15 protein-coding genes are annotated in these 17,795 nt (G+C 42.1%); 3 read left to right on the top strand and 12 right to left on the bottom strand.

Annotated features, from left to right (window positions below; genetic code table 11):
- Window positions 1-3 precede the first annotated feature (3 nt).
- From L3V41_RS08900 to L3V41_RS08930, 7 genes are all read right to left on the bottom strand, one after another.
- The gene (locus tag L3V41_RS08900; protein ID WP_193988671.1) at window positions 4-1,182 is read right to left on the bottom strand and encodes a cystathionine beta-lyase; all 1,179 of its coding nucleotides are present in this window, start codon (window positions 1,180-1,182) and stop codon (window positions 4-6) included.
- A gap of 17 nt (window positions 1,183-1,199) precedes the next feature.
- A complete protein-coding gene (gene nudC, locus L3V41_RS08905) occupies window positions 1,200-2,117 on the bottom strand; it encodes an NAD(+) diphosphatase (RefSeq protein WP_062570765.1) in 918 nt (305 codons plus the stop codon).
- Between the two features lie 113 nt (window positions 2,118-2,230).
- A complete protein-coding gene (nagB, locus tag L3V41_RS08910; protein WP_062570764.1) occupies window positions 2,231-3,025 on the bottom strand; it encodes a glucosamine-6-phosphate deaminase in 795 nt (264 codons plus the stop codon).
- A 203-nt stretch (window positions 3,026-3,228) separates the two neighbouring features.
- Entirely contained in the window at window positions 3,229-4,359 is a 1,131-nt protein-coding gene (locus L3V41_RS08915; RefSeq protein ID WP_062570763.1) for a DUF5009 domain-containing protein, read from the bottom strand.
- A gap of 60 nt (window positions 4,360-4,419) precedes the next feature.
- Complete coding sequence (gene nagA / locus L3V41_RS08920) at window positions 4,420-5,532, bottom strand: N-acetylglucosamine-6-phosphate deacetylase (protein ID WP_062570762.1); 1,113 nt, start codon at window positions 5,530-5,532, stop codon at window positions 4,420-4,422.
- Window positions 5,532-6,446, bottom strand: coding sequence for a BadF/BadG/BcrA/BcrD ATPase family protein (locus tag L3V41_RS08925; RefSeq protein ID WP_062570761.1), 915 nt, complete (start codon window positions 6,444-6,446; stop codon window positions 5,532-5,534). Before L3V41_RS08925 ends, nagA begins: the two co-directional genes overlap by 1 nt.
- Window positions 6,447-6,819: 373 nt before the next feature.
- Window positions 6,820-7,323 carry an NYN domain-containing protein gene (locus L3V41_RS08930; RefSeq protein WP_062570760.1) on the bottom strand — a complete coding sequence of 168 codons (504 nt, stop codon included), beginning with the start codon at window positions 7,321-7,323 and terminating at the stop codon, window positions 6,820-6,822.
- A 153-nt stretch (window positions 7,324-7,476) separates the two neighbouring features.
- Between L3V41_RS08930 and L3V41_RS08935 the strand changes: the two genes are divergently transcribed.
- Both L3V41_RS08935 and L3V41_RS08940 read left to right on the top strand, forming a co-directional pair.
- The gene (locus L3V41_RS08935; RefSeq protein ID WP_193988667.1) at window positions 7,477-8,094 is read left to right on the top strand and encodes a hypothetical protein; all 618 of its coding nucleotides are present in this window, start codon (window positions 7,477-7,479) and stop codon (window positions 8,092-8,094) included.
- Window positions 8,091-8,840: a DUF3307 domain-containing protein gene (locus L3V41_RS08940; protein ID WP_062570758.1), complete on the top strand. Its 750-nt coding sequence runs from the start codon at window positions 8,091-8,093 to the stop codon at window positions 8,838-8,840. Before L3V41_RS08935 ends, L3V41_RS08940 begins: the two co-directional genes overlap by 4 nt.
- Window position 8,841: 1 nt before the next feature.
- Here L3V41_RS08940 and L3V41_RS08945 read toward each other — a convergent pair whose 3' ends face one another.
- The 5 genes from L3V41_RS08945 to dapB form a co-directional block, all read right to left on the bottom strand.
- Window positions 8,842-9,885 (bottom strand): S66 peptidase family protein, encoded by a 1,044-nt coding sequence (locus tag L3V41_RS08945; protein WP_062570757.1) that lies wholly within the window; start codon window positions 9,883-9,885, stop codon window positions 8,842-8,844.
- A gap of 119 nt (window positions 9,886-10,004) precedes the next feature.
- Window positions 10,005-10,481: a transcription elongation factor GreA gene (greA, locus tag L3V41_RS08950; RefSeq protein ID WP_062570756.1), complete on the bottom strand. Its 477-nt coding sequence runs from the start codon at window positions 10,479-10,481 to the stop codon at window positions 10,005-10,007.
- A gap of 51 nt (window positions 10,482-10,532) precedes the next feature.
- Entirely contained in the window at window positions 10,533-13,751 is a 3,219-nt protein-coding gene (gene carB / locus L3V41_RS08955; protein WP_062570755.1) for a carbamoyl-phosphate synthase large subunit, read from the bottom strand.
- A gap of 16 nt (window positions 13,752-13,767) precedes the next feature.
- On the bottom strand, window positions 13,768-14,904 hold the full coding sequence (gene carA / locus L3V41_RS08960) for a glutamine-hydrolyzing carbamoyl-phosphate synthase small subunit (protein ID WP_055020805.1): 1,137 nt from the start codon (window positions 14,902-14,904) through the stop codon (window positions 13,768-13,770).
- A gap of 207 nt (window positions 14,905-15,111) precedes the next feature.
- Entirely contained in the window at window positions 15,112-15,909 is a 798-nt protein-coding gene (gene dapB / locus L3V41_RS08965) for a 4-hydroxy-tetrahydrodipicolinate reductase (protein WP_237115117.1), read from the bottom strand.
- A 293-nt stretch (window positions 15,910-16,202) separates the two neighbouring features.
- On the opposite strand from dapB, the gene L3V41_RS08970 reads away from it, so the two are divergent.
- Complete coding sequence (locus L3V41_RS08970; RefSeq protein WP_062570753.1) at window positions 16,203-17,516, top strand: Na+/H+ antiporter NhaC family protein; 1,314 nt, start codon at window positions 16,203-16,205, stop codon at window positions 17,514-17,516.
- Window positions 17,517-17,795 lie beyond the last annotated feature (279 nt).

A 17,795-nucleotide genomic window follows, 5' to 3' on the forward strand; every position in this document is an offset into this window, starting at 1 on the left:
GAACTACAAATGGTTCTCGTAAACACCAAGAGCTTGATCTAGATCGGCTAGCAAATCTGTTACATCTTCCAAGCCTATATGCAAGCGGATCACTGGGCCTTGCGTCCAACCTGTTTCAGAGCGGAGCCCTTTCATCGTTAAATTTGCAGTAACTAAACTTTCGTATCCGCCCCAAGAAAAGCCCATTTTAAAATGCTGCAAACTATCTAAAAACGCATCTATCGCTTGTTGATTTCCTTGCTTCATTACAAACGAAAATAAGCCATTACTCCCGTCAAAGTCACGTTTAAAGAACTCATGACCAGGACAGCTCGCAAAGGCCGGATGGCGAATATGATCAACCAATGGGTGTGTTTCAAGCCATTTAGCAACTTCAATGGCGGCTTGCTCGTGCTGTTTTAAACGCACAGCCATAGTGCGTAAGCCACGTAATGCTAAATATGCATCATCAGCAGACGTACATTGGCCTAATAGATATGAGTTTTCTCTCAGTGTTGACCAGTATTTTTTGTTAGCAACCGCCACTCCCATCATTACATCGGAATGGCCAACAATATATTTAGTCGCAGCTTGGATACTAATGTCCACCCCATGCTCAAGCGGTCTAAAATGCAGACCATTACCCCAAGTATTATCTAGCATCGTCATGACACCACGCTCATTCGCTTTAGCGACCATAGCGGGTACATCTTGCACTTCCATGGTAATCGAGCCTGGTGATTCTAAAAATAATACACGGGTATTTTCTTTTATTAACTCATCAATGCCTGCACCGATACCTGGTGGGTAATAGGTTGTTTCAATTCCAAGGCCTGCTAATATTTTGTCACAAAAATCACGAGTTGGTTCGTAAGCCGTATCAACCATCAAAATATGATCGCCCGTTTTCACAAACGATAACAACGCATTGCTTATTGCAGCCGCACCCGATGGATAAAGTGCGCAACCTTCACCGCCCTCAAGTTCAGCAATGGCTTCTTGTAGTGCGAAGTGTGTGGTGGTACCACGGCGACCATAAAAAAGCGTTTTATCACCCCGTTTTTTAGCGGCTTCTTTTAACTCAGAAACCGAGTCGAAAACCACGGTTGATGCGCGCTGTACGACCGGATTCACCACGCCTTGGGTATATGCTTTTTTACGCCCTGCACTCACTATTTGAGTATTTTTATTTGTCTTTGTCATCGTTATTCCAATCTAGTTTACAGGTTGCGCCAATGCTCAACCAAGAATCGAGAAATAGAGTCTTGTCGGGTTAATTTTAGGTGACTGCCCTGTTCATGCCATTGGCCAAATTGATTAAGATCATCACGACTAAACCACCTAGCATCATCTAATTCATCTTTATCAACCTGAATGTCTTCTGACACTGCTGTTGCCATAAAACCGAACATGATTGAAGATGGAAAAGGCCAAGGTTGTGAAGCTATATACTGAATATCAGTGACAGCAATACCAGCTTCTTCCATGACTTCTCGGGCGACAGCTTGCTCGAGTGTTTCACCTGGGTCAACAAACCCCGCCAATGTTGAAAATACGCCCTCAGGCCAGCTTGCTTGACGACCGAGTAAACAGCGCTCAATCCCATCTGAAAAAGTTTTTTTCACTATCATAATGACGGCAGGATCAGTGCGAGGAAACGTTTGATGCTGACACGTTTGGTTCTCACATAGGCGAGAGTGCCCTGCTTCAACCATATTATTTTCATGGCCACATCGACCACAAAAACGATGGGTTGCATGCCAAAAACAAAGACCACGAGCAAGTGCAGCAATCGAGCCTTGCTTTAGTTCAACTTGAGGGCCTAACTTGCGTATATCAACAAACTCAGTACCATCAAGAACAGGGTCAATAAGTGAATCAGGCACATTGCTTACATCTAACGCAAAATGAGCAATTCCTTGCTCGTCAAGGCCAAGTAAAATACCTTTCGATAAATCAAGATGATCAACCTGAGATAGGCGCAAGTAACACACCTCAGGGCACCCTTTAACAAATAGACTCTGATTATTTTTAACAAGTAACCAGCGACTCTGAGAATTAATTTTCGCCTTTAGCCACTTAGGATCTTTTCGATGATTAGAGGCACGGTCCAGTGGCATTTGAGAGTAATTCAGCATGGCGTTCCTTTGAAATTATTTACCCCCTAAAACTACCATAAGCTGATGATAAACCCAATTTATAACAGGCATAAAAAAAGCCCAAATGGGCTTTTTTGCTCTCTCTCACAATTTTACAAGGTCGCTAGGTGCGCTTGTAGTTTTTGGTTCTCAGCTTCAATGTGCTGGTAGAACGCTAAATCTTCTAATTTACTTGCAGCTGCTTTATCAATGATAATGACAGCATCTTTATGCATTTGTAATGCAGAGGCTGGGCACTTTGCCATGAGCGGACCTTCAACCATTGCCTGTACCGCATCAGCTTTACTTTCACCCGTCGCTAATAGCACTACTTTTTTGGCTTCTAAGATAGTCCCAATCCCCATAGTGATTGATAAATGCGGTTGATATTCGCCTTCGTCAAAGAATCGTGCGTTATCATCAATGGTTGCTTTGGTAAGTGTTTTTACCCGAGTGCGCGAGGTAAGACCTGAAGACGGCTCGTTAAAACCTATATGACCGTTACGGCCAATACCAAGTAATTGCACATCAACCCCTCCTGATGCTGCAATTTTTTGCTCATATTCATTGCACGCAACTAACGGGTTGATTGCATCTCCAGGCGGAACATGCGTGTTATCTTTGTTAATATCAACGTGATTAAATAATTGCTCATTCATAAAGTATCGATAACTTTGCGGATGCTCACCTGTAAGACCTAAGTATTCATCTAAATTAAATGTTGTCGCTTGGCTAAATGAAATATCACCCGCTTTATTTTTTGCGATAAGCTCTTGGTATAACGCAACAGGTGTTGAGCCAGTTGCCAAGCCAAGTACTGATGCTGGTTTTTTTATAAGTTGTTTAGCAAAGATGTTAGCCCCGTAGGCTGCCACTTGTGCGGCATCATCAAGAATGACTATTTGCATATTGATTAGCTCTAATTATAAATTGAAAAAAAATGGGATCTAAAACCCGACCCCACGTGCAATCGAATCGAGTTTTAGATCAAACCACTGCCAGGATACGGTACAGTAGTTATAACCATTATGACAACGCTGTCATTATCACTTTTCGATTTGACTTTGTAAAGTAAAAGTGAATAAAAAATAACGTTTTCAATCAGCGTTAACTAAACACTGACAAAGATTTTTCTACGGTACATCCAATGCAACACAAGCATTTGTACAGCAAGTAATGCTACCACGGCTATTAATGGCTGCCATAAATCAGGAACCGCGCGAATAACACCACCAAAAACACTTTGGCTTACATAACCCCAGTTCACTAAGCTCGAGGCTAGGTAGATAATGATCGAATTAGCACCTATAATAACAAATGGATACGCAACTCGCTGCCCTGGCAATATATCAACCAAAGCATAAAACACGGCTAATAAAATGGCGCTCCACCCTACGGTCACCAATACAAAAGAGCTCGTCCATAACTCTTTATTTACCGGAAACTGTAAATCCCAGAGCCAACCCAAGCTTACGCTAACAATGCCTGAAATAAATAACACACCAGACATTTTCCATTCACCAATTTGTTGTGCTCGTGCAATAAGCTGTCCTGCAAACACCCCCATAAGTGCGTTAACAATCGCTGGCACATTAGACAACACGCCTTCAGGGTCTACAACGCGATTTTGATAACTAATCCCTGGTAGTAAATACTTATCGAACCATGCATTCCAACTTCCAGCAGCAGATAAGTCTCCGGCACTGCCTCCTGGTACAGGCACAAAGCTAAGCAGTAACCAGTAGCCAAGTAAAATAGATACCGCTGTTATGACTTGGGTTCTTAAGCTTGTATGCCAAACCAACATGGCACAGAAAAACCACGCAATGGCTATTCGAGCTAATACACTGGCGTAGCGTATCTCATCAAACGCCATCGGCATGCCTGTACCCCAGCCGTGATTATATAAAATACCTAAAAAACAAAGCAGTAATAAGCGCTTAATAGCTTTGCGATAATACACTTTACGCTCATCCCAACTTAAGTGATCAATGCGTTTTGGTGCAAGCCCCATCGCAACGCCAGATAGGAAAATAAATAGCGGGAATATTAAGTCGTAAAAAGTAAAACCGTGCCATTCACTGTGCACTGTATGTGCTTCAAATAGCTTCCAGCCTGTCCAGCCTGTTAGCACAAAAAGTGCTGCAAATATTGACTGACCACCTAAGATCCAAAACATATCCATGCCGCGTAATGCATCTAGAGAAGCTAAACGTTTTTTTGTAGGTTGTGTTGTTGTCATTTTATTACCTTTAATACAAAAAGCCCCGCGATACAACGGCGGGGTTTTTACAGGGAAGTTCTAAACTGCGTTACCTGCAATATAAGTTGCTTTTACATACTGATGCTCATCAAGTACAACAAAATCAGCATCGAAGCCATTTACCAGACGGCCCTTTTTGTTCAAACCAAGATATTGTGCAGGATACAAAGACGCCATTCTCAAGCTTTCAGCTAAACTCACATCCAATGTATTAACGGTATTGCGTACAGCACTTGCCATATCAAGCACACTGCCCGCAAGTTCGCCTGTTGTCGAATTTAAACGGTCACCGGTACGAATAACTTTTCGACCGTCAAAGAAATCAAACTCCATATCGTCAGTGCCCACAGGAGGCATTGCATCAGTTACTAACATAACTTTACCGCGTTGCTTAGTACGAATCGCTAATTTGGCTGACGATGGGTGAACATGATGACCATCAACAATTAAGCCACACCAGCTGTTATCATCCCAAAGGGCAGAGCCAACTACACCAGGCTCTCGCGAGGTAAATGCCGACATTGCATTAAATAAATGTGTAAAACCATCAGCGCCTGCGGCCAATGCTTTATTAGTCGTTGCAAAATCAGCGTTAGTGTGGCCAATACTTACTTTCACGCCACATTCAACTAATCGCGTTATATCTTCTGATCTGACATTTTCAGGTGCCAGCGTCACCATTTTTATGCCCAAGTCTTGACGTGCATAGATCGCAAACTCTTGTTCTGAAATAGGCCTTATAAACTGTTCACTATGAGTACCTTTTTTAGGTAAGGATAAATGTGGGCCTTCAAAATGAATACCTAACACACCTGGCACTGCTTGGGCAATTGCCTCTGCCGTTGCATCAGCAGCTTGCGCCATCACCTCTACTTTATCAGTAATGAGAGTTGGCATTATCGCAGTTGAACCAAATCGACCATGCGCTTTCGCAATATTGTGCAAACATTGTGGGGTTTGCTCTGCATTAAAAAATGCACCACCACCACCATTTACTTGCACATCAATAAAACCAGGCACCACGAGCCCATCTAGCTTAACCGCATCGGTACTTGCTTCAGTTAAGGTGAATACCCCATTATCTACACTAAAATAACGATCGTTTAAAAATTCTTCGCCGGTAAATAGTGACTGAGCATGAAAAATCGTCATTAAATTGCTACCTCTTGGCTTTGTTCTAACACAGACTGTTGTGCGAAATATACCGCTCCCATTTCAGGTGGTTGAATTGGGTTTTCTACAAGCTTAGCGATATCAGGGTCTAGCCATTTATTTAACGGCTCTGCTAAACCACCTATCATAGACAAACGTGGTGGTTTGTTCTCTAATAAACGGTGTGCAAGTTTACTCACATACTCTGCACCGTCTTTAACAATAGCAAGTGCCACCGCATCTTGCTCATTTGCTGCATTAAACACATAGCGAGCAAGTTTTGCATAACTACTAGATGGTTGACCTGACATTTGCTCAACAATAGCCATTGCGTTATCAGCCGAGAAATGTTCAGTAATGACTTTAGTTAAACAGGTCTTTGAGCCTAACCCATCTAAATCCAACAGCGTTGCTTTTATCGCTTCAAGTCCCATCCAAGCACCGCTGCCTTTGTCACCTAATGCAAAACCATGGCCACCAAAATTGCTGGTTTGCCCATTCACACAAGAAAAGCCACATGAGCCAGTGCCTGTGATGATGACTGCACCGTCACTGCCTTCATGAGCGCCTATACAAGCCGTATGTAAGTCAGTCGTTAAAAACATTTGTTTGAACGGGTGCTCCCACTCCATAATTTTATCGTAAAGGCTCGGCAAGTTAACACCTGCAAGGCCTAAACCTGCATAGAGTTGGTGTACCGTCTCTAACGGTAACCCAGCATCACGCAACGCTAATTGAGTTGAGACCATTATAGATTCAAGTGTGCGCTCCAAACCATGTAGTGGATTTGCCGGACCGCCTAAGCCTGTCCCTAATACGCCATGTTTTACAGAGTAAATGGTTGCTCGGCACTTTGTTCCGCCACCATCGATACCAATAAACAATTGGTCCTCACTCACACTCTTCGCCATCATTTAACGACCCCTAACCTTCGTTTAGTTTTTGTATAAATCGCACTATTTTTTCTTATCAGAATGCGAAATCATCTCAACCCATGTTGATTTAATGTTACACAATAAATGACAGCGTTGTCATTACATTTTTCATAAAAATTCGTATAACTTTCATAATTATTTCTAATTTGTTGAATTAAAAAGCTTTATTAACAGAAAAGAAATTTGAAACAGACCTAGCAATTACTTGGTATGTCTTGTTCTTATTGTTTATTTGAATTAAAAGAGCCATTCCAAGCGCATATTACTGTAACTATGAACGAGTCTAGTTCATATTAGCTTAGCCGAAATAATACTTTAGTTAAACAATTTATTTAAATAGGAATATTTATTGCTATTCTCTGCGGTTATTAAGTAACAATCCGTCGTCGATACAGTAAAAATTCTCAGCCGCATTTTTTAGTACATCAGCAGTCAAGTGTTCTGCCCCATACACATCACAAGAAATTTGATAGTTGTGTGCTAGATGCCCTAATAACAATGCAAAGTCACCATCGCCAGACAGCAACACCATTTTGTCTACTTTACGTGCATTTTCAAGCATATCAATAGTAATACCCACATCCCAATCCCCTTTTGCACTGCCATCCCGGCGCTGAATAAATGGCTTAAGTTTTACCTCAAAGCCTATTGCTCGCAAAATATTTTGAAATTGTGATTGCTTTTCATCGCCACGATAAATTGCATAGGCAATAGCACTATCAATTGTATACAGCTCCTGCATCCTTGCCCAAAAGGCGTTGTAATCGAAGTTTTTTCCATAACTTTCTTTACAGGTGTAATAAATATTCTGTACGTCGACAAAAATAGCAATTCTCGGCTTTTCAATTGTTTGCATAATACACCTTGTATAATTTATATCTTGCTACTGGAGCACGACTTACTTGTAATTCACTCAAAAGTAACCTAAATTGGTTACATGAACAACAGTAACCAAATTTGGTTACATCTGGACAAGTAACTAGTTTTAGTTACAGTAAGAGGATGCGCTATGATAGCAGTGATCACTGGGGATTTAATTAAATCACAAAGAATCCCACAACAAGAATATGATGCAATGCTATACCAACTCGATCAAAGCTTACGTTTTATTACTCAACGCTTTGAAAGTAGTTTTAGTATTTATCGTGGTGATGCTTTGCAATTACAGCTACAAACACCTGAATCTGTCTGTCATGTAGCAATACTCTTATATTTACAAATGAAAGCAGCTAACTATGAATTACGTCAAAGTATGGCCATTGGCACAGTCGAGAATCCTCGCGCCGATATTAAAACAGCCACAGGAAGTGCGTATACGTTATCCGGTCAAGGCTTAGATAATATGACTCATCAGCTATTAACAATAAAAGTGGAAAATAATCATCTCGATGAAGGATTTTTACTCAATATTGCCTTCATAGAGGTATTGCTAGAAAAAATGAGCCAAAAACAAGCGAATGCTTTATTTAATTACCTTACAGCAAGCAATAATAGTCACGCAGAACTAGCAAAAGAGCTCAATACAAGCAGAGAAAATGTGACCAAATTACTAAACCTTGCTCAGTACCAATTAGTCGAACGTTTTATCAAGTACAGCCATACAATACTCAAAGGATTGATAGCATGAGCTTTACCTTATTACTTATCGCCCTATTTTTAGCGCACTTAGTTGCTGACTTTTATCTACAGCCAATGAGCTGGGTTAATGAGCGAAACAGCCGACACTTTCGCGCGACAAAACTGTATTTGCATGTTTTAACGCACGGCATTGTTTCGTTTATCATTTTAGCTCTTTGGGAGTTTAATTATGGCTGGAGTGAGCTTGCACGTGTTGTCTACGCAACACTGCTAATTATGCTTAGTCACTTCCTCATTGATTTAGCAAAATCCTATTCCAATAAAGGGGTCATTCCTTTTCTGCTTGATCAACTTGCACATAGTATTGTGCTGGTGATGCTAGCTGTGTGGTTAACCGATTATGATGAATTTTATGCGCTTATTTGGCAAAAACTGATTGCTATAGATACGCTTTTTGTTATCTGTGCTTACATACTCGTATTAAATCCAAGCTCAGTATTTATTCGCATGATGCTTGAAAAAATAACACAAGGCTTTGCTACATCTGGCAGCATCCCTGCGGCAGGCCACAGTATAGGCCTTTTAGAGCGAGGACTGATGTTAAGCTTTATACTTATGGGGGAATACGCAGGAGTAGGATTCCTACTCGCTGCAAAGTCAATTTTTCGCTTTGGTGATTTAAAAGCGAGCGAAGAAAAACAGCTCACTGAGTATGTCATGCTTGGCACTTTATTGAGCGTTTCTGTGACATTACTCATTGGTATGAGTACTGTTTATTTAGTTAAACTCTTTTGAGTTAACTTAACACCGTGTCTATTTGAACATTCGTCGCCATACCTTCACAAAGATCTGCGGTTATGGTGGCGAATGCACCATTGATCAACGCAAGGTTTGGTGCAACATGGCCAATATCAGCATCGGTCAAAACAGGGAATAAGTTACCTTGAAATGCTAACTCAATTGCCTGATATTCATCAAAGTAACAGTCGTTATTAATTGCTGGGCTACGGCCAAATATAACGGCATTGACATCAGTAAACACATCATTAAGTTTTAAAGATAATAAACACCGTGCTAACGCCATCGGACTCAGTTCTGCATTTTCTAAATAAAGAATTAATCCCTCCGGTGCATACTGCTTTTTAAACTCATGCAATGCATAGTAATTTGAAGGCAGTAATAAGCCTAGTGTGTCAATACAGCCGCCAATCAAACGACCTGATACTTCTATTTGTCGCTTATCTTTATAGTTAATACAACGCCATTGGCTTTCAGCTGTGTAGTTGAATTTCGCATCAGGTTTAGTTGCGTAATCAATCTGATCTTGCTGATAAAAAGGCGCAGCAAGTTGCTTAAAGGATGCTGTTTCTTCAAGACCCATGGCGGTAAATAAAGCCGCTAGGTGTGGATCTTTATCATCGGGATGAATCTGCATTAAATTGGCACCATGCAGTGTAGCCCAGCCACATCGCGTAGTGAGTGCGCAAGCAAACGTACTGATATCGGAAAAACCGACTAACCACTTAGGTTTTGCGTTACTGATAGCGCTAAAATCTAACAAAGGTAAAATCTCCATGGTAAGATCCCCTCCCCAAGGCGGCATAATCGCAGCAATCGAGTCATCGGTTAAAAACTGCATCAATTCGGCCGCACGCTCCTTTGCACTATTGTGTTGTTGACGTAAGCAGTCTCCTTCAACAACATTAAAACCCTTCGCACTTAACCCTTCGAGTACAACATCTAATCTTTTATGATATGCCTTATCGACACCAGAAGAAAAAGCACAAATGGCGATGCTATCGCCTAAAGATAGCGCTTTAGGATATTGAATTTTCACCACTATTACCTCTTCTTGTAAAGAACCTAGCAGCCAACGTACCGAATAATATACCAGAAGTAAACAGGCATAAAAAAACCGCAGTATAAAACTGCGGTTTTCATCAATGCTTGGTTAAGCTACTAAATATACTCAACTTCAATGATTTCGTACTCTACTTCACCATTTGGCGTTTTAATGGTAACGGCATCATCGACCTCTTTACCAATTAAACCACGCGCGATTGGCGAATTAACAGAGATCAAGTTGTTTTTGATATCTGCTTCATCATCACCCACAATTTGGTATTTAACCTCAGCGTCAGTGTCAACATTAACGATAGTCACTGTCGTACCAAAAATAACTTTACCAGTTTTTGGCATCTTAGTTACATCGATGATTTGTACATTTGAAAGCTTTGCTTCAATTTCTTGAATACGGCCTTCGCAAAAACCTTGTTGCTCACGAGCAGCATGGTATTCTGCGTTTTCCTTCAAATCACCGTGCTCACGTGCTTCAGCGATATCAGCAACGATTTTAGGACGGGTAACTGTTTTTAATTCGTTAAGTTCTTCGCGCAGTAATGCTGCACCACGAACCGTCATCGGAATTGATTGCATATTATTCTCACTTAATCCCAAGGGCGATTGCCTCGCCCTTGGCACATTTCCTTAGTTCATTCGCTGATGTAGTTCCTGAACTGACGTCACCTTGCTACGGTCGTCTGCTTGGTTTGCAGTACAGTTAGCAAATGCCGCGTTCAGTGTCGTTGTGTAGTTAGTTTTGTGCTGTAACGCACCACGACGTAACACCTTCGAATCTTCAATCGCTTGGCGACCTTCAGTAGTGTTTACAATGTAGCTGTATTCACCATTTTTAATTCTATCAAGAATATGAGGACGGCCTTCGTATACTTTGTTCACGCGACGAACTGCAATACCCGCTTCTTCTAGCGCTTTTGCAGTGCCACCCGTTGCATCTAGCTCAAAACCTAAAGCTGTCATGGTTTTAGCTAATTCAACGATACGTGGTTTGTCACTGTTGCGTACCGATAGTAACGCGCGACCACCGCGTGGTAAAGTGTTGCTTGCACCTAATTGTGCTTTAGCGAATGCTTCGGCGAAAGTTTCACCAACACCCATTACCTCACCCGTTGAGCGCATTTCTGGGCCACGGATTGGGTCAACACCTTGGAACTTAGCAAATGGCAGAACCACTTCTTTTACGCTGTAGTAAGGAGGAATTACTTCTTTTGTAATACCTTGGCTTGCCAGCGACTGGCCCGCCATACAACGTGCCGCTACTTTAGCAAGTGCGATACCTGTCGCTTTTGAAACGAACGGTACTGTACGCGCAGCACGCGGGTTTACTTCGATTAAGTAAACTTTACCGTCTTTCACAGCAAACTGCGTATTCATCAGACCGACTACGCCAAGCTCTAGTGCCATATCAGTCACTTGCTTACGCATTATGTCTTGTACTTCAGCAGTTAGTGAGTGAGCTGGTAATGAACACGCTGAGTCTCCTGAGTGAACACCGGCTTGTTCGATATGCTCCATGATACCACCGATAATTACTTGCTCACCGTCACAGATAGCGTCAACGTCAACTTCGATTGCGTTATCTAAGAAGTGATCAAGTAGTACTGGCGCTTCATTTGACGCGGATACTGCTTCTGTCATGTAACGACGTAAATCGTCTTCATCGTAAACCACTTCCATCGCACGACCGCCTAGTACGTACGAAGGACGTACAACCAGTGGGAAGCCAATTTCAGCAGACTTAACAATCGCTTCTTCTAAAGAAGTAACCGTTGCATTCTCTGGTTGAAGAAGGTTTAAACGCTCAACAAGCTGTTGGAAACGCTCACGGTCTTCTGCACGGTCGATTGCATCTGGTGAAGTACCAATAACTGGCACGCCATTCGCTTCAAGCTCACGAGCAAGTTTCAGTGGTGTTTGACCACCGTACTGAACGATAACACCTTTTGGCTTTTCAACACGTACGATTTCTAATACATCTTCTAGCGTGATTGGCTCGAAGAATAAACGATCAGATGTGTCGTAGTCAGTTGAAACTGTTTCAGGGTTACAGTTAACCATAATTGTTTCATAGCCGTCTTCACGTAAAGCTAATGCTGCGTGAACACAACAGTAATCGAATTCGATACCTTGACCGATACGATTAGGACCACCACCGATTACCATGATTTTATCTTTGTCAGATGGATTCGCTTCACACTCTTCATCGTAAGATGAGTACATGTAAGCTGTATCTGAACTAAACTCTGCAGCACAGGTATCAACGCGCTTGTATACTGGCACGATATCTAACTGATGACGCTTCTTACGAATTTCTGCTTCAGAAACACCGGCAATTTCTGCGATACGCGCATCAGCAAATCCTTTACGCTTAAGCTTACGTAAGAACTCAGCATTTAAACCAGCCATACCTACTTCGCTGATTGTTGCTTCGTCTTTTAAGATGTCTTCGATTTGCACTAGATACCAAGGATCAATCTTCGTTAGTTCGAAAACGTCTTCAACGCTCATACCGTGACGCATTGCATCAGCAACGTACCAAATACGCTCAGCACCTGGCTCACGTAATTCACGGATGATTTTTTCTTTTGCTTTGGGATCATCAAGAGCAACAATTGGGTTAAAGCCCGTTGCGCCAACTTCAAGACCTCGTAATGCTTTATGCAATGACTCTTGTTGGTTACGACCAATTGCCATAACTTCACCCACAGATTTCATCTGTGTTGTTAGGCGGTCGTTTGAACCTGCGAATTTTTCGAAGTTAAAACGTGGGATCTTAGTAACAACGTAGTCGATTGATGGCTCGAAAGACGCTGGTGTTTTGCCACCAGTGATATCGTTTTGTAACTCGTCAAGCGTGTAGCCTACAGCTAGTTTCGCTGCGATTTTCGCAATTGGGAAACCGGTTGCTTTTGATGCAAGTGCAGATGAACGCGATACACGTGGGTTCATCTCGATGATAACCATTCGGCCATCAACTGGGTTCACACCAAACTGTACGTTTGAGCCACCTGTTTCAACACCAATTTCACGAAGTACCGCCATCGATGCATTACGCATGATTTGGTATTCTTTATCAGTCAGAGTTTGCGCTGGTGCAACCGTGATTGAGTCACCCGTGTGAACACCCATAGGGTCAAAGTTTTCGATAGAACATACGATGATACAGTTGTCGTTTTTGTCACGAACAACTTCCATTTCGTATTCTTTCCAACCGATTAATGATTCATCGATTAAAAGTTCATTTGTTGGTGATAAGTCTAAACCACGCTCACAAATTTCATCAAATTCTTCTTGGTTGTATGCAACACCACCACCGGTACCACCCATAGTGAATGATGGACGAATGATACATGGGAAACCGATGCGGCTCAGCACGTCATGCGCTTCTTCCATTGAGTGAGCGATTTCTGCACGCGGACACTCAAGGCCAATGTTTTTCATTGCTACGTCAAAACGCTCACGGTTTTCAGCTTTATCGATTGCATCAGCAGTTGCACCGATTAACTCAACACCGTGTTTTGCCAGTACGCCGTGCTTATCTAAATCAAGCGCACAGTTCAATGCTGTTTGACCACCCATAGTAGGCAGTACTGCATCAGGCTTTTCTTTTTCAATGATTTTCTCTACCACTTCCCAGTGAATTGGCTCGATGTACGTCGCATCCGCCATTTCAGGGTCAGTCATGATAGTTGCAGGGTTCGAGTTGACAAGAATTACTCGAAAGCCTTCTTCTCGTAGTGCTTTACACGCTTGTGCACCAGAGTAGTCAAATTCACAAGCTTGACCGATTACGATCGGGCCTGCGCCTAAGATAAGAATGCTTTTTATGTCGGTACGTTTTGGCATTGTTACTCCGGTTAAATTAGTTAGAACGTGCTTGCATCAGGTCGATGAAGTGGTCAAATAATGGTGCCGCATCATGTGGGCCTGGGCTTGCTTCAGGGTGACCTTGGAAGCTAAATGCAGGCTTATCTGTGCGGTGAATACCTTGTAGCGTGCCATCGAATAATGAAACGTGAGTTGCACGTAAATTCGCTGGTAATGTTGCTTCGTCAGCTGCGAAACCGTGGTTTTGCGCTGTGATCATCACAACATTGCGGTCAAGGTCTTTAACTGGGTGGTTACCACCGTGGTGACCAAACTTCATTTTCACCGTTTGTGCACCTGAGGCAAGTGCAAGTAATTGGTGACCTAAACAGATACCAAAGATTGGCGTGTCTGTTTCTAGGAAAGTTTTGATTGCTTCAATCGCGTAAGTACACGGCTCAGGGTCGCCTGGGCCATTTGATAAGAAGATACCGTCTGGGTTTAATGCCAGTACGTCTTCTGCAGATGTTTGTGCAGGAACGACGGTTAATTTACAACCACGGTCAACTAACATACGTAAGATGTTACGTTTAACACCGAAGTCATAAGCAACAACGTGGAACTTCTCGTCTGCTGCTTCTAGCGTTTTAAAGCCTGAACCTAACGTCCAGCTTGATTCGCGCCACTCAAAATTTTCCTTGGTTGAGACAACTTTTGCTAAATCCATGCCTTTTAAGCCTGGGAAGGCTTGCGCAGCTTCAAGCGCTTTATTCTCATCTAACTCGTCGCCTGCAATGATACAACCATTTTGAGCGCCTTTATCACGTAAGATACGTGTTAATTTACGAGTGTCGATGTCAGCAATACCTAAGATATTGCGTTCTTTTAAGTAATCACTTAACGATTGCTCGTTACGGAAATTACTTGCTAGCAGTGGCAAATCACGGATCACTAGGCCTTTAGCCCAGATTTGACCCGCTTCTTCGTCTTCGCTGTTAGTACCCGTATTACCGATATGTGGGTACGTCAAAGTTACGATTTGTTCCGCGTATGAAGGGTCAGTCAAAATTTCTTGATAACCAGTCATAGACGTATTGAATACTACTTCACCGACTGACATGCCGTCAGCGCCGATTGCAGTACCGCGAAACACTGTGCCGTCTTCTAGGACTAACAGAGCGGATTTAGTCAAGTTAACCTCCTAACAGTAAAAAACGGGAGTAAAGTCATTTGCTCTACTGCCCGTTTAAAGCGATTGGAAACACGCATTTATGAATTTTTGGCAAATTGGCGCTATTCTACAGTAAATTAGCTTTTAGATCTAACCTTAATTAATAAAATAGTGAAAATAAGCGTTATTAACGAAAAATTCACTGAAACTGCCAAAAAAGAAACTAAACTACTTCAAGTCAAGCACATCTTGCATGTCATAAAGTCCAGCTGGTTTATTTTTCAACCAGCCCGCAGCTCTTACTGCACCTAACGCGAAGGTCATTCTTGAACTTGCTTTATGAGTTAATTCTAGCCTTTCGCCAGAAGTTGCGAAATATGCGGTGTGTTCACCTACTATATCTCCACCCCTCATGACCGAATAACCGATTTCATTTTGCGATTTTGCGTGTTCGTCATCGCTTCTATCAAAACGCGCGACTTCATCGTGCTGCCAGCCTTTTGCCTCGGCAATCGCTTCACCAATTGCCAATGCAGTCCCTGATGGCGCATCGATTTTGTGGCGATGATGAGCCTCAAATATTTCGATATCCATGTCATCGCCAAACTTCACAGCCGCAGTCTGCACTAAGTTAAGCAGTAAATTCACACCTACGCTATAGTTGCGAGCAAAAACAATCGGAATGTGCTTCGCCGCTTCATTTAGGGCGTCAATGTCATCTTGATTAAGTCCCGTGGTACCTATGACCATGGCGATATTTTTTTCGAGCGCTGTTTTTAGGTGCTTGCGCATTCCTGCTGGTAAAGTGAAATCAATCAATACATCAGCATCTTTTACGTCTGTTTCTTTACTAAATAATACATCCACTGATGCAGCGCTGTTTAATTGATTAACCGCTATATCTATAAGTGGCGAAGTATTACGCACGTACGCGCCGGTTAATGTTGCGTCATCTTTTTTTGAGACAGCTTCTAAAAGTGCAAGTCCCATGCGGCCATTTGCGCCAAATACACCTATGCGGTTCATGTAATTACCTTATCTATTCTTCTTAGCTGGCTGGATTTTATCGAAAACTCATGTAATAGTCAGGTTAGCTTATAAAAAATACAGAGCTAATTTTAGATTTTATTAAATAACAACAATAATAACAGATAGTCTTTGCATTTAGCCATCTATACATTTAAACTTCTTCCTTTGCGCCGATTTGGTCTTTGGCTTGCGGGCGCTGTTGCACAGCATTGTCTTTTCATAATGCGGGCAACTAAATACAGCTAAAAGAAGTATTTGGCTGTGTTATTGGTTATCTAACGAGGAATATGATGCAGCCATCATTTAATAAAACAAAAGCAAAACTGTCTTTGCTGCCGCTTTTGGTGTTTGTCGGCTTATTTTTAGGCGCTGGCTTATACTTACAATCTCAAGGTGTCGATTACGCCTTCTATCAATTGCCTGCTCCAGTGGCTATTTTACCTGCCATCATGCTGGCATTTATTTTAAATAAAAATACCATCAACCACAGTGTTGAAACATTTATTAAAGGTGCTGGCCATAGCAACATCATCACTATGTGTTTGATTTATCTGCTTGCCGGTGCGTTTTCTGCCGTTGCCGGTGCAACGGGTGGTGTCGATGCAGTTGTTAATGCAGGCTTATCACTTATTCCACCTGCTTTATTACTCCCCGGGTTATTTTTAATTGCTGCGGTTGTATCGACTGCGATGGGTACTTCAATGGGGACTATCGGTGCCATTGGCCCGATTGCTTATGCAGTTGCGCAAAAAACGGGGATTGATCCATCACTGATGGCTGGTACGATTGTATCGGGTGCCATGTTTGGTGATAACTTATCAATCATCTCTGACACAACCATTGCTGCAACCCGCACGCAAGGCTGTGAAATGAAAGATAAATTCCGTGAGAACTTAAAAATCGCCTTACCCGCTGCGGCATTAACTATCGGTTTATTATTCTTCTTAACGCCTGCTGCAGAAGCTGTAGAGACGCAAGACTTCGACATTTTATTAGTGTTACCTTATGCCTTTATCTTAGTGCTAGCAGTTATGGGCTTTAATGTCTTTGTGGTGCTGTTTAGCGGTATTATCTTCGCTGCACTCATGGGCTTTACTGGCAGCTATGAAGGTGCAAGTTTTGTTAAAGATATCTATAAAGGCTTCACAGATATGCAGGAAATTTTCTTGCTATCGATGTTTATTGGTGGTCTTTCTGAGTTTATCCGCATTAATGGTGGCCTTGATTACATTGCTAACAAAATTCAAGCAATCACTAAAATCATTGCAAAGTGGCACCGTAAAGTTGCGGATCAATTAGGGATTGCTGCTCTCGTTATGACTAGTAACTTATGTATTGCCAATAATACAGTATCAATCATTGTAGCAGGCCCGATTGCGAAAAAATTAGCGGATGATGGCGACATTACAGGAAAGCGCTCAGCTAGCTTACTTGATATTTTTGCTTGCGTAACACAAGGTTCGCTACCGTATGGCGCACAAGCGCTTTTACTCGGCGCTACTTTCAAAATTAGCCCATGGCAAGTATCTACCTCATCTTACTACTGCTTTATTCTTGCTTTCACTGCGATAGCAGTCATTTGCTTACGCCGAAATAAAGCATAAGTTAAATAATTTTTCTCTCGATACGCCCAAATATGGGCGTATCTGCTATAATCCTCTTGTATATACCCAAACCACCTCAAAGTGCGAGTTTCAGTTGGAATTAAAAGCGATTTAGGCAAGGCATTGATTGCAAGTAATAGTGGTTCTATTGTTAAAATCAATAACGCAGTATAAATCGCTTTTAAACCAACCCTTTGGGCGCTTCACAGGCACTCACTCTCATCGTTGTTACTTCTTAAAAGGGACTGCCATTCTTGCAAAGTAACGCCTTGATATTAA

The organism is Pseudoalteromonas sp. L21 (assembly GCF_021728035.1).
Classification (GTDB): Bacteria; Pseudomonadota; Gammaproteobacteria; order Enterobacterales; family Alteromonadaceae; genus Pseudoalteromonas; species Pseudoalteromonas arabiensis.

What these genes read in the sequence shown, in the direction of transcription:
- greA (WP_062570756.1), bottom strand. Translation starts at nt 10,481, where the DNA reads ATGCAATCAATTCCGATGACGGTTCGTGGTGCAGCATTACTGCGCGAA.
- L3V41_RS08930 (WP_062570760.1), bottom strand. Translation starts at nt 7,323, where the DNA reads ATGCAAACAATTGAAAAGCCGAGAATTGCTATTTTTGTCGACGTACAG.
- L3V41_RS08925 (WP_062570761.1), bottom strand. Translation starts at nt 6,446, where the DNA reads ATGATGGCGAAGAGTGTGAGTGAGGACCAATTGTTTATTGGTATCGAT.
- nagA (WP_062570762.1), bottom strand. Translation starts at nt 5,532, where the DNA reads ATGACGATTTTTCATGCTCAGTCACTATTTACCGGCGAAGAATTTTTA.
- L3V41_RS08940 (WP_062570758.1), top strand. Translation starts at nt 8,091, where the DNA reads ATGAGCTTTACCTTATTACTTATCGCCCTATTTTTAGCGCACTTAGTT.
- L3V41_RS08970 (WP_062570753.1), top strand. Translation starts at nt 16,203, where the DNA reads ATGCAGCCATCATTTAATAAAACAAAAGCAAAACTGTCTTTGCTGCCG.
- nudC (WP_062570765.1), bottom strand. Translation starts at nt 2,117, where the DNA reads ATGCTGAATTACTCTCAAATGCCACTGGACCGTGCCTCTAATCATCGA.
- L3V41_RS08900 (WP_193988671.1), bottom strand. Translation starts at nt 1,182, where the DNA reads ATGACAAAGACAAATAAAAATACTCAAATAGTGAGTGCAGGGCGTAAA.
- L3V41_RS08935 (WP_193988667.1), top strand. Translation starts at nt 7,477, where the DNA reads ATGATAGCAGTGATCACTGGGGATTTAATTAAATCACAAAGAATCCCA.
- dapB (WP_237115117.1), bottom strand. Translation starts at nt 15,909, where the DNA reads ATGAACCGCATAGGTGTATTTGGCGCAAATGGCCGCATGGGACTTGCA.
- nagB (WP_062570764.1), bottom strand. Translation starts at nt 3,025, where the DNA reads ATGCAAATAGTCATTCTTGATGATGCCGCACAAGTGGCAGCCTACGGG.
- carB (WP_062570755.1), bottom strand. Translation starts at nt 13,751, where the DNA reads ATGCCAAAACGTACCGACATAAAAAGCATTCTTATCTTAGGCGCAGGC.
- L3V41_RS08915 (WP_062570763.1), bottom strand. Translation starts at nt 4,359, where the DNA reads ATGACAACAACACAACCTACAAAAAAACGTTTAGCTTCTCTAGATGCA.